The organism is Pseudomonas sp. ENNP23, from assembly GCF_001728945.1.
Lineage (GTDB): Bacteria > Pseudomonadota > Gammaproteobacteria > Pseudomonadales > Pseudomonadaceae > Metapseudomonas > Metapseudomonas otitidis.
Genome location: NZ_LYSP01000074.1, coordinates 1 through 12,112, shown reverse-complemented (window position 1 = coordinate 12,112; position 12,112 = coordinate 1). Strand labels below are relative to the sequence as shown.

Sequence of the window (12,112 nt, the reverse complement as noted above, 5' to 3'; positions counted from 1 at the left end):
GCAGTCGCCCCAAAAGGAGCCAAAAAGGCTTGCCCCTGCATACGGCCCGACTACGTCGGGTCCCCTCGCTACATCGTCGTTCCAGGGGCACGCGCTGACGGGCCATCCCTGGCCCGGCAGCGCTCTCGCGACATCCATGTCGCTCAACCCCTTCCACGACGATTCCGCTCGGCCTCCTGAAGGGGCACTGTCCCCGCCCAACCTCTCAAGCCAAGCACTGGTTCTATGTGCGCCCGGACGTAGAGCGCGAGGCGTACAGAAACGAAAACGGGCCCTTGCGGGCCCGTCTGCGGAATAAAACGGCTACGGCAAGCCGCAGCCAGGGCCGGGGCGGCCCAAGGGAATCAGTCGTCGTTCATGCGCGAGTGGGTGCGGGTGTCCTTCATGAACACATACACCAGCAGCGAGCAGGCGATGCAGGCCGTCACGTACCAGTAGAAGCCGCTCTCCATGCCGATGCTCTTGAACCACAGCGCGATGTATTCGGCGGTGCCGCCGAAGATGGACACGGTCAGCGCGTAGGGCAGGCCCACGCCCAGGGCGCGGATCTCGGTGGGGAACAGCTCGGCTTTCACCACGGCGTTGATCGAGGTGTAGCCACTGACGATCACCAGCGCCGCCATGATCAGGAAGAACGCGCCCCACCAGGTCTCGACGGTGTGCAGGGTGCTGAGGATCGGGTAGGTGAACAGGGTGCCCAGCACGCCGAAGGCGATCAGGATCGGGCGTCGGCCGATCTTGTCCGAGAGCGCGCCGATGATGGGTTGCAGCAGCATGAACAGGAACAGCGTGGCGGCCGAGATCATGGTCGAGTCGCCTTTGCTCATGCCCACGGTGTTGACCAGGTACTTCTGCATGTAGGTGGTGTAGGTGTAGAAGGCCAGGGTCCCGCCCATGGTCAGGCCAACCACGGTCAGCACTTCCTTGGGATGGCGCATCAGGGTGCGCAGCAGGCTTTCCTTGGGCTTGTCCTTCTTCTGGGTGAAGGAGTCGGTCTCCTCCATGCCGCGACGCAGGAACATCGCCACCACGGCACAGGCCGCGCCGATGAAGAAGGGCACGCGCCAGCCCCAACTGTCCAGCTGCTCGGTGGTCAGGGTCTGCTGCAGCACGATCAGCACCGCCAGGGCGATGAGCTGGCCGGAGATCAGCGTCACGTACTGGAAGCTGGAGTAGAAGCCGCGCTGTTCCTTGGTGGCCATCTCCGACAGGTAGGTGGCGGAGGTGCCGTATTCACCGCCCACCGAGAGGCCCTGCAGCAGGCGGGCGATCACCAGCAGGATGGGCGCGGCGATGCCGATGCTCTCGTAGCTGGGGGTCAGGGCGATGATCAGCGAGCCGAAGCACATCAGCAGCACCGAGGCGAGCAGGGCGGCCTTGCGGCCCTTGCGGTCGGCGTAGATGCCCATCAGCCAGCCGCCGATGGGGCGCATCAGGAAGCCCACGGCAAAGATCGCGGCGGTGTTCAGCAATTGAGCGGTCAGGTCGCCCTGGGGGAAGAAGGCTTTGGCGAAGTACAGCGAGAAGGCGGCGTAGACGTACCAGTCGTACCACTCCACCAGGTTGCCCACAGAGCCGCTGAAGATCGACTTGATGCGCTGGGACGTGGTGCGGGGTGTTGCTGAGGCAGTCAGGGTGCTGGAGCTGTCCATCGTGGTTCCTCGAGTCGTTGTTGTTGTGCGCACGGACTGGCCGGGCTTGGACAGGCCCCATAGCAGGACCTGTGCCAGGCACTGGAGGCCGCGCCGTTGCTGGGGTTCGGCTCGATGGAGGGGCTTCGCTGCGCGGAATCCCGCCGATGCCGGAACGGGCGATGAGCGGGTTGTTGCCGAGTGCCCGGTGCTGGCGTGCGCATACCTTCTTCATGGTTTCCGGGCACCCCGCCGCACATGGGAAGCGCCAGGGGCAGGTGTTCATCCCCGATTCCGGTGGAGCACAGTGTGGACAAGCTGTGGGCAGCTTCCCCTATGCCCCGTAATCCGTCGGTTTCAGGCATTCGATCAGGATTTGCACAGGGCAAGGACTGTGGATGGGCGTCCGCCCTGTGGGCGACTGTCCCCAAATGGCGTGGATGAGCCTGTGGAAAAGCTGTAGCCACCCCGCCAGAGGCCAGGCTGCAAGCTATCTGTGGAGGGTTGATCACTTAATGTCCAACGGGATAAGTGAGCGGATACGGCCTGTTGGGTATCGTCCCCAATTCCCGTGGACGGTACTGTGCCCAAGCTGTGGATAGATCGACAAGACCCAGTATCAACAAGGCTTTCAGGCCTTCGTACAGATTCTGATCAGTAGCTGGGCCCTGCCATGCGCCGGTTCTACGCAGTTGTGAACTGTGGACAGAACCGCTGCATGATCCCCACCTGTCCCCAAACGCCGGGGATGAGCCTGTGGACAAGCTGTAGCCAGACTGTCAGAGGCCTGATTTGGCGGGGCTTCTGGCACTTAGATCGTTTTTTGATCGATGCGCGGGCTCTCCAGTCGTGTGGAAAAGACCCAGCGCCGGTAGCCTTGCTGTCCACATTGCCCCCAGTATCCGGGGAAGACCCTGTGGAAAAACTGTACGCACCTGCCTGTCATCCACTGTTGGCGGGCTGTTCAGCCGATTGATCATTAATTGAGCCCTTGCTGGCTGGGCGGTGCAGGCATCTGGCGTGTGCCGTACAGGCCGGGCCGGAGCGGCAGTCGGCCTGTCAGAAGGGGCGTTCTCCCTGCTATCCACACCGTCCCCAATAACGGTGGAAGGGCCTGTGTACAAGCTGTCTGCACCTCTCTGAAGGCCAGGAATTGCAAGGCCTCCAAGGGTTTGTACGAATTCTGAGCGATTACTCGGGCGCGCCGCAGGCAGCGGTGGTGTTTGCCTGTTCATCACGCTATCAACAGTCCCCAGTTGAGGTGGAACAGCCTGTTGATAAGCTGTGGTCAATCGCTTGCAGGCCTTTACTCATAAGGCTTTAATCGATTTGATCGCGTTTTGACCAGGGGTGCGAGGACGATTGGATGCACACAGCGAGCGACGCGCTGGTGGTGCTGTCCACAATTCTCCCCGCTTAAAGGGGAAAAATCTGTGGATAAACTGTTTTCAGTTGTACACAGCCCGTGTCGGGGGCGGCACGGAGCAAACTGTGCATTTACTGATCATGTTTTTCGCAAGGCCCCGCCATACAAGGGATTTTGCGGAGTGAAGGGGATGCGGAGTGTGGAAAAGCCCCGCCCGGGAGCTGTCCCCAAATACCGTGTATCAACCTGTTGAAAAGCTGTGTCCACAGTGCTGAAGGCCCCGATTGACGGGGCCTTCGACGTTCAGGTGGATTTATGACCACAGGGCCGGAAGGCCCTGTGGATGGCTCAGTCGTCTTCGCCGGGGAGGAAGTCGCCACGGGCCAGGCCGTGGCGCTGCATCTTCTCGTTGAGGGTGCGGCGCGGCAGTTGCAGCAGCGCCATCACCGCCTTGATGTCGCCCTTGCTGCGGGCCAGGGCCTGGCGCAGGCATTGCGCCTCGTAGGCTTCCATCAGCTCGGCCAGGGACGGCACGCCGTCCTCGCGGGGGGCGTCCAGCGGTGCGACCAGCCCCAGCACGTGGCGCTCGGCGGCGTTGCCCAGCTCGCGCACGTTGCCGGGCCAGTCGTGGGCCAGCAGGTGCGCCAGCTCGGCCGGGGTGAGGTTCGGCACCGGGCGCTGCAGGCGTTCGCCGGCCAGGGCGGCGAAGTGTTCGAACAGCAGGGGGATGTCCTCGCGGCGGTCCCGCAGCGGCGGCAACTGCAGCTCGGCGACGTTCAGGCGGTAGAGCAGGTCCTCGCGGAAGCGCCCGGCGCGCACTTCGTCGCGCAGGTCCGGCTTGGTGGCGGCCACCACCCGCACGTCGATGCGGATGCTCTGGTTGGAACCCAGGCGCTCCAGTTGCTGCTCTTGCAGCACCCGCAGCAGCTTCACCTGCTGGGCCAGGGGCATGCTCTCGATCTCGTCGAGGAACAGGGTGCCGCCGTTGGCGTGCTCCAGTTTGCCGATGCGCTTGCCCTGGGCGCCGGTGAAGGCGCCGCTTTCATGGCCGAACAGCTCGCTCTCGAAGAGGTTCTCGGGGATGGCGGCGCAGTTGAGGGCGACGAAGGGCCGTTCCGCGCGCGGGCCGAAGTCGTGCAGGCAACGCGCGACGAGTTCCTTGCCGCTGCCGGTGTCGCCCCGCAGCAGGACGTTCACCGGCGTCTGCGCCAGGTCCAGCACCTGCTTGCGCAGGTGCAGGATGGGCCGGGAGATGCCCAGCAGGCGGCCGTCCAGTTGCGCGCGGCTGTCCGCCTGCTGGCGCAGGCGGCGGTTCTCCTGCTGCAGGCGGCGCTTCTCCAGCGCGCGCTGGAGGCTGCCCAGCAGGCGCTCGGGGGTGAAGGGCTTCTCGATGAAGTCATAGGCGCCCAGGCGCATGGCTTCCACCGCCTGGGGCACGTCGCCGTGGCCGGTCACCAGCAGGAAGGGCAGGTCGCGGTCGCGGGCCTGGACCGCCTCCAGCAGGGCCAGGCCGTCCATGCCCGGCATGCGCAGGTCGCTGACCACCACACCGGGGAAGTCCGGTTCCAGGGCCTGCAGGCACTCGGCGGCGCTGGCGCACAGGCGCACGGCGAAGCCGGAGAGTTCCAGCCATTCGCGCACGGCTTCGCGGATGGCGGCTTCGTCGTCGACGAAGATCACGTGGGGGGAGGTCATGCTCGCTCCTCGGGGGGGCTGGCCGGCAGGCTGAGGCGGAACACCGCGCCGGGGCCACGGTTTTCCGCAGCCAGGCGCCCGCCCAGTTCATGGACGATGGCGTAGGACACGGCCAGGCCGAGGCCCAGGCCGTCGCCCACCGGTTTGGTGGTGAAGAAGGGGTCGAAGACCTGGGGCAGCACATCGGCAGGGACGCCGCCGCCGTTGTCGGCGACCTCCAGGCACCAGTGCTCGCCGTCGCGCCGCAGGCTGATCTCCACCTTTGGCGCGGCCTGGCCGTCGACGGCATCCAGGGCGTTGCGCAGCAGGTTGACCAGCACCTGTTCCAGGCGGATGGCGTCGCCCTGGACCCAGGCCGGCTGCTCCAGGTGCTGGACGATGTGGGCGTCGCTGTCGCGCAGGCGCGGGGTGAGCAGTTGCAGGGCCTTGCCCACCACGTCGCCGAGTTCCAGGGTTTCCCGCAGGCCGCCGGGGGTGCGGCGGGCGTAGGTCTTGAGGTGGCCGGTGAGGGCGGCCATGCGCCGCAGCAGCTCGTCGAGGCGGTCGAGGGCCTTGCGCGCCGGGTCCAGCTGGCCGTTGTCCAGCATCAGGCGCAGGCTGCCCAGGTGCATGTGCAGGGCGGTCAGCGGCTGGTTGATCTCGTGGGCGAGGGCGGCCGACATCTGCCCCAGGGCGGCCAGCTTGGCGGCCTGCACCAGGCCGTCCTGGGCGGTGCGCAGGTCGGCGGTGCGCTGCTCCACCAGGCGCTCCAGCTCCTCGCGGCTCTGCTGGCGCAGGCGCGCCAGGCGCCAGCGCTGCTGCAGGAACAGGCCGAGGAAGAACAACGCCGCCCACACCCCGCCGGCGGCCAGGCTGGCGGTGCGGGCGCTGCTGGCGGCGCCCTGGGGGCGGTGCAGCAGGTGCAGGGTCCAGCCCTCGCTGGGCAGCGCCTCGGATTCCCAGAGGTAGTCCTGTTCGCCGTCCGGGCCGTTGACCCGCACCAGGCGGCTGCCGCCGCCGAAGTCTTCGCGGGTCTGGTGCTCCAGGGGCACCAGGGGTTTCTTGTCGTACTGCCGGGTGGCGGCCAGCTCGGCGCGCTGCCCTGCGTCCAGCGGCGCCAGCTCGCGGTAGCGCCAGGCCGGCTGGTTGGCGATGAAGACGATGCCCTTGGCGTCGCTGACCAGGATCACGTCGGGGCGCTCGCGCCACTGCTGCTCCAGCTCGGGGAACTCCAGCTTGACCACGATGGCGCCAAGGAAGCGCCCGGCATCGTCGTGGATGGCGTGGGAGAGGAAGTAGCCGGGGATGCCGCTGACCACACCCACGGCGTAGAAGCGTCCGGTGCCCTGGGTACGGGTTTCCAGGAAGTAGGGGCGGAAGCCGTAGTTGTGGCCGACGTAGCTGGTGGGCAGGCGCCAGTTGCTGGCGGCGATGGCCAGGCCGTCTTCGCGCATCAGCTCCAGGGTGGAGGAGTGGGCGGCGCCGTTGATGCGTTCCAGCTTGAGGTTGAGCTGCCGTTGCAGGTCGTCGGTCAGCGGTGCCTGCAGCGCCTGGCGCAGCTCCGGGTCCAGGGCCAGCACGGCGGGCAGGGCGCGGTAGCGCTCGATCAGGGTGCTCAGGGCGCTGCGGTAGAGCCCGAGCTGGGCGCCGGCCTGGAGGCCTTCCTCGCGCAGTGCGGCGTACTCGGCCTGGCGCCCGGCCTGGTGCATCGACAGCAGCAGGCCGATGACGAACAGCAGAGTCAGCGGGACGATGCGCGGGGGCAGGCTGGGCACGGGCGGGTCCGGGGTGGTGCAGGGGGCTGCGACGATAGCACGAGCGGGGTGGCGACAGCCTGTGGATAACCCCTGTAGCCAGCGGGTGTCCACAGGCTGCCGGTGGGCGGCATCCGGCGATACACTGCGCGCTTCCCGTTGCGAGCCTGTCCCATGTCGTTGATCGCCTGGTCCCATTCCACGTCCGCCGGTTTCACCCTGCGTGGCTGGCACAGCCCGCCCAGTGGCCGGCCACTGCTGCACTTCCTGCATGGCAACGGCTTCTGCACCCGCGCCTATGCGCCGATGCTGGCGCGCCTGGAGGCGCACTTCGATCTCTGGCTGTGCGACCTGCAGGGCCACGGCGAGAGTGATCATGGCGGGCGCTTCCTGGGCTGGAACCGCAACGCGGAGCTGGCGGTGGAGGCGTTCGAGGCCGGTCGCGGGCGCTTCGGCGAGGTGCCGCGCCTGGCCCTGGGGCACAGCTTCGGGGGCGTGCTCACCAGCCTGGTGCTGGCCCGCCACCCCGCGCTTTTCCAGCGTGCGGTGCTGCTGGACCCGGTGATCTTCACCCCGGCGATGATCGGGGTGATGGCCTTCAGCGAGGTGCTCGGCCTGCACCGGCGTACCACCCTGGCCAAGCGTGCCCGGGCTCGACGCCACCAGTGGAGTGACCGCGAGGCAGCCTTCAAGGCGCTGCAGGGGCGCGGCATCTTCCGTGGCTGGCGCGACGATGCCCTGACGGCTTACGTGGACCATGCGATCAAGGCGGTGGAGGGCGGCGTCGAGCTGAAGTGCCGCCCCAGTCGTGAGGCCGAGGTGTTCAGCTCCTGCCCGAAACGCCTCTGGCCGTCGCTGGCGCGCATTGCCACGCCGACCCTGATCCTCCACGGCGAGGCCAGCTACCCCTTCGTCGCCCGTTCGGTGGCGCGGCTCTGTGCCCTCAACGGCCACGTCAGCGCTCAGGTGGTGGAGGGCGGCCACTGCTTCATGCAGGAAGACCCGGACGCCGCCGCCGAGCGGGTGGCGGACTTCCTCGGGCGCGGCCTGTGAGCGACCCGCGCCGCGAGGCGGTCTGGCTGGCGCTTTCGGAGCTGTGGCTGGATACCGAGCTGGACGCGGGCGACCTGCTGCGGCTGGCGCGCTGCCTGCACGAGAGCGGTTATCCACAGGCCGAGCTGGAGGCGATCTACGCGCTGGAAGTGGCGCCCGCCGTCTGGCTCAACGCCTGGAGCGTGGCGGGGGTGTGGCAGGGGTTCGATCCCGACTGGCTGTTCGAGCGCTGCCGGCATAACCAGGCGCGGCGGGTGCGGCTCGGCTTCCGCCTGGGCTGCCGGCTGCTGCGCGGCGCCATGACCGGCGCCACGCGGGCGGACTGGAACGGGGTTATCCACAGGCTGGAGGGGCTCGGCGAGGGCTGAGCCCGGCGGGTCATTCCACCTGGCGCTGCTCGTCCTGGCGCGGGTGGTTGCGGCGCCAGGTGTCCAGCTGGATGACGTTGCTGGCGACGACTTCCGGCTCGCGCGGGGCCTGGAAGGGGTGCGGGTCCATCTGGATGCGCCCCAGGTGGTTGCCGAACATCTGTACCGTGCCGGTCAGGCGCTGCTCGCCGGTGACGGTGAATTCGAAGCCATAGATACGCGCCAGACGACGGTGGCCCTTGGCATCGCGGACGATGGCCATGCGCTGCAGGGCGACGTTGCCGTCCAGCAGTTCCACGTCGAAACGGGCGCAGTGTTGTTTCACCAGCACCAGGGCGCGCTCGCGCACACCGTGGCCGCGCCAGAGCCAGGCGGCGCCGGCGGCAAGCAGCAGGAACAGGAAGACATCGGCCAGACTGATCATGATCACTCCCCTCGGATGCGCTGAAGCTTAACCCATCCTTGGCCAATCAGAAGGCCAGCTCGAGGCGGTTGCGGCCCCGCTGCTTGGCCCGGTAGAGCGCCTGGTCGGCTGCCTCCTGGAGTGCTTCCAGGCCCTGATCGGCCGGGCCTTCGGCCAGGCCGATGCTGACGCTGATGGCCAGCGTCTGACCCTCCACATCGAAGTGCAGCCCCTCCACCGCCTCGCGTAACCGTTCAAGAAAACGACGGGCGGCATCGGCTGGGGTGTCGGGCAGCAGGAAGACGAATTCCTCACCGCCGATCCGGGCGAACACGTCGGTGCTGCGGGCGGCCTCCTGGCAGAGGCGACTGAAGGACCGCAGCACCAGGTCGCCGGCGGCGTGGCCGTGCTGGTCGTTGATGCGCTTGAAATGATCGATGTCGAGCATCGCCAGGCACAGCGGCTGGCCCTGGCGCAGGGCCCGCAGGCGCTCCTGCTCGGCGCGGGTGTCGAAGGCCCGGCGGTTCAGGGCGCCGGTGAGCGGGTCGGTGGTGGCCTGCAGGCGCAGGCGTTCTTCCAGGGCCTTGCGGTGGCTGACGTCACGGATCTCCACCAGCCGCTGGTGGTCGCCCAGCGCCGTCACCGAGCACTCGACGGCGAGCAGGGTGCCGTCCTGGCGCTGCACGGCGAAGTCACGCGGGGTGCCGTCGGCCTCCGCCAGCAGGCGCTCCAGTGCGGCCTGTTCGCTGGCCGGGAACAGTGCCTGGGGCGTGCGCTCGCGCAGGCCGTCGCGGGGCAGGCCGAACAGGCTGTCGAGGGCCGGGTTGCTGTCCTGTATGCGGCCGTCCTGCAGCACCATCAGACCCACGCTGGTCAGGCTCATCAGGCGCTCGAAGCGCTGGGCGCCGGCCTCGGCCTGCTCGGCGTGGCGCTGGCTGTCGAGGAGGATGCGGCGCATGGTCATCAGCGCCAGGCCCACCAGGGCGATGACCCACAGGGGGATGCCGAAGTTGTAGGGCAGCAGGTAGGCCACCGAGCGGGTCACGTCGGGGTGCTCCACCGCATTCAGCCAGTCGTGCACGGCGATGCCGCCCCGCAGCAGGGTGACCAGGGCGTAGCCCAGCAGCACCACGCCGACGCCGGCACACACCCCGCGCAGTTGGGGTTCGCGCGGGTGGCGCAGCAGGGCACTGGCGGCCTGCAGGGGCAGCGCCCCGCCGATGGCGGCATAGACGGCGATCAGCAGCTCGCTGTTGAGCGGTGCCACCCACCAGTGCCAGCTGTTGAAGGCGGCCATCAGCCCGGCACTGGCCGGCACCGTCCAGACCGGCAGCGGGCGGCCGAGGAAGCGGAACACCCCGAGCATCAGCACCGCCTCGCCAGCCAGTTGGGTGGCGTTGCCGAGGACGTTGAGCACGCGGTTGCCGGTGGCGACGAAGACGAAGAAGGCGAGGATGCCGAGGATCAGCAGCCAGGCGCCCGCCGCCCAGAAGCCGGGGCCGCGATAGGGGCGCGAGACGTACCAGAGCCCGGTGCAGGCCAGGGCGCTGCCCAGCATCAGGTTGAGCCCGAGCAGCATGGGCGAAAAATACAGGGATTCCATGGTGACGGTGGGTGCCGGCAGATTGGAGAATCCTGCCATTATGGCCGGCGAACCGAGCCCGCACCTCCTGGCATTCGATCCACCCCGACCCGAAGGACCATTCATGTCGCGCACGCCCCATCTCCTCAGCATCCAGTCCCATGTGGTGTTCGGCCACGCCGGCAACCGCGCGGCGGTATTCCCGGTCGAGCGCCTGGGGGTGAAGGTCTGGCCGCTGAACACCGTGCAGTTCTCCAACCACACCCAGTACGGGCAGTGGACCGGCGAGGTGCTGCCGCCCCGGCAGATCCCCCAGCTGGTGGAGGGCATTGCCGCCATCGGTGAGCTGGGTAATTGCGATGCGGTGCTGTCCGGCTACCTGGGCAGCGCAGCCCAGGGCCGCGAGATCCTCGAGGCGGTGGCCCGCATCAAGGCGGCCAACCCGCGCGCGCTGTACCTGTGCGACCCGGTGATGGGGCACCCGGAGAAGGGCTGCGTGGTGGCACCCGAGGTGAGCCGCTTCCTGCTGGAGGAGGCCGCGGCCGCTGCCGACTACCTGTGCCCCAACCAGCTGGAGCTGAACAGCTTCGCCGGGCGCCGCCCGGACTCCCTGGAGGACTGCGTGGACATGGCACGCACGCTGCTGGCCCGTGGCCCGCGTGCAGTGCTGGTGAAGCACCTGGACTACCCCGGCCGCGCCCCGGAGGACTTCGAAATGCTGCTGGTCAGCACCGATGGCAGCTGGCTGCTGCGCCGGCCGCTGCTGGCCTTCCCGCGCCAGCCGGTGGGCGTGGGCGACCTGACGTCCGGGGTGTTCCTCGCCCGCCTGTTGCTGGGGGATACCCTGGTGGCGGCCTTCGAGTTCGCCGCCTCGGCGGTGCACGAGGTGCTGCTGGAAACCCAGGCCTGCGGCAGCTACGAACTGGAACTGGTGCGGGCCCAGGACCGCATCGCCCACCCGCGCGTGCGCTTCGAGGCGCGTCGCCTGGGCTGACTGCGGCCATCTGACTCAGGGCATGTCCAAAAACGTCGGCGAGGCCGGAAGCCGAAGGCAAAAACCGGCGAAAAAGCGCAGTTTACGTGCGGTAAATGAGCATTTGAGGCTGTTTTCAACGCCGCGATGACAACGCAGGCCGTGTTTGGAGGTGCCCTTCAGCGGCTATGCTTGCCGGCGCTGTATCGCTAGCATGGCGCGGTTTCCGGCGTGGTGCCGCTGCCCACGCCGCCCTCCAACGGACCCGGGAGACGGGATTGGCTCATCACGGACGCATGCGCTTCGGCGCCTGGCTCGGACTGCTGGCCCTGTGGCTGGTGGTGGCCGGTCCGTTGCTGTCCCAGGCCCGTGCCCAGGCGGGCGAACTGCCGGCCTGGCTGGCGGAGATGGCCTGCGCCTCCGGGCGTGACGCGGCCAGGCTACCGGCCCACCCCGATCACCTGCTGGCCAAGTGCGGCTACTGCACGCTGCTCTCCGCCTCCCCGGCACTCACGCCCGCACCGCTGCTGCCCGCCCTTTTGCCGGCCACGGCGTTCTTCTCCCCGCTGGAGCCGGAGGCAGGTCATCGTGCCGCCTCGGTATTCCCCGGTGCACGGCCCCGCGCACCGCCGTCGCTCGCCTGAAGCCGTTTGCCGCCGCGTGCCCCTGCTCGCGGCGTTCCCGGCGTCCGGATGGCCGTTTTCAGGCCCGGCGCCGATCGACTTTCCAAGGAGTGACCCCATGCGCAAGACCCTGATTTCCGCCGCTGCCCTGCTGGGCCTGTTCAGCACCGCCGCCCTGGCCCACGAGTACCAGGTGGCCAAGCTGCACATCGACCACCCGTGGGCCCTGGAGCTGCCGCCGGTGTCCGCCAACGGTGCGGCCTACCTGGTGGTGCACAACAACGGCGACACCCCGGACCGCCTGGTGGGCGCCGACACTCCCCGTGCCGGCAAGATCGAGATCCACGAGCACGTGCACAAGGACGGGGTGATGAAGATGCAGCAGGTGGAGGGTGGCCTGGCCATTCCCGCTGGCGGCGAGGTGCGCCTGGAGCAGGGTGGCTACCACCTGATGATGTTCGGCCTGAAGCAGCCGTTGAAGGATGGCGAGCGCTTCCCCCTGACCCTGCACTTCGAGAAGGCCGGCGACCTCAAGGTGGAGATCGCCGTACAGAAGACCGCTCCGGCCGGCGAGAAGGCCCACGCCCACGGCGAGCACGCCGAGCACGGCGACCACAGCCAGCACAGTGGTCACGCCCAGTAACCGCCTGCCGGCTTGCACCCGGCAGGGGCATTTGCCCCTGCC

At 68.2% G+C, this 12,112-nt stretch carries 10 protein-coding genes; 5 read left to right on the top strand and 5 right to left on the bottom strand.

Features of this window, described 5'->3' with window-relative positions:
- Window positions 1-344: 344 nt before the first annotated feature.
- The 3 genes from A9G05_RS25515 to A9G05_RS25505 all read right to left on the bottom strand — a co-directional run bounded on the left by A9G05_RS25515 (window position 345) and on the right by A9G05_RS25505 (window position 6,380).
- Window positions 345-1,652, bottom strand: coding sequence for an MFS transporter (locus A9G05_RS25515; RefSeq protein WP_069563601.1), 1,308 nt, complete (start codon window positions 1,650-1,652; stop codon window positions 345-347).
- A 1,693-nt stretch (window positions 1,653-3,345) separates the two neighbouring features.
- Window positions 3,346-4,692: a sigma-54 dependent transcriptional regulator gene (locus A9G05_RS25510; RefSeq protein ID WP_069563600.1), complete on the bottom strand. Its 1,347-nt coding sequence runs from the start codon at window positions 4,690-4,692 to the stop codon at window positions 3,346-3,348.
- A complete protein-coding gene (locus tag A9G05_RS25505; RefSeq protein WP_083272677.1) occupies window positions 4,689-6,380 on the bottom strand; it encodes an ATP-binding protein in 1,692 nt (563 codons plus the stop codon). The genes A9G05_RS25510 and A9G05_RS25505 overlap by 4 nt, the downstream gene beginning before the upstream one ends.
- Before the next feature lie 219 nt (window positions 6,381-6,599).
- On the opposite strand from A9G05_RS25505, the gene A9G05_RS25500 reads away from it, so the two are divergent.
- A complete protein-coding gene (locus A9G05_RS25500; protein ID WP_069563598.1) occupies window positions 6,600-7,478 on the top strand; it encodes an alpha/beta fold hydrolase in 879 nt (292 codons plus the stop codon).
- Window positions 7,475-7,846, top strand: a complete 372-nt coding sequence (locus tag A9G05_RS25495) for a hypothetical protein (protein ID WP_069563597.1) — start codon at window positions 7,475-7,477, stop codon at window positions 7,844-7,846. Before A9G05_RS25500 ends, A9G05_RS25495 begins: the two co-directional genes overlap by 4 nt.
- 10 nt (window positions 7,847-7,856) lie before the next feature.
- Here A9G05_RS25495 and A9G05_RS25490 read toward each other — a convergent pair whose 3' ends face one another.
- Together A9G05_RS25490 and A9G05_RS25485 are read right to left on the bottom strand one after the other, a co-directional pair.
- Entirely contained in the window at window positions 7,857-8,270 is a 414-nt protein-coding gene (locus A9G05_RS25490; protein ID WP_069563602.1) for a DUF3301 domain-containing protein, read from the bottom strand.
- A gap of 46 nt (window positions 8,271-8,316) precedes the next feature.
- Window positions 8,317-9,891 (bottom strand): sensor domain-containing diguanylate cyclase, encoded by a 1,575-nt coding sequence (locus A9G05_RS25485; protein WP_069563596.1) that lies wholly within the window; start codon window positions 9,889-9,891, stop codon window positions 8,317-8,319.
- Window positions 9,892-9,955: 64 nt separating this feature from the next.
- Here A9G05_RS25485 and pdxY point away from each other — a divergent pair, with 64 nt between their 5' ends.
- From pdxY to A9G05_RS25470, 3 genes are all read left to right on the top strand, one after another.
- On the top strand, window positions 9,956-10,825 hold the full coding sequence (gene pdxY / locus A9G05_RS25480; protein WP_069563595.1) for a pyridoxal kinase PdxY: 870 nt from the start codon (window positions 9,956-9,958) through the stop codon (window positions 10,823-10,825).
- A gap of 257 nt (window positions 10,826-11,082) precedes the next feature.
- A complete protein-coding gene (locus A9G05_RS25475; protein ID WP_256548489.1) occupies window positions 11,083-11,448 on the top strand; it encodes a DUF2946 family protein in 366 nt (121 codons plus the stop codon).
- A 97-nt stretch (window positions 11,449-11,545) separates the two neighbouring features.
- Window positions 11,546-12,070, top strand: coding sequence for a copper chaperone PCu(A)C (locus A9G05_RS25470; protein ID WP_069563593.1), 525 nt, complete (start codon window positions 11,546-11,548; stop codon window positions 12,068-12,070).
- Window positions 12,071-12,112 lie beyond the last annotated feature (42 nt).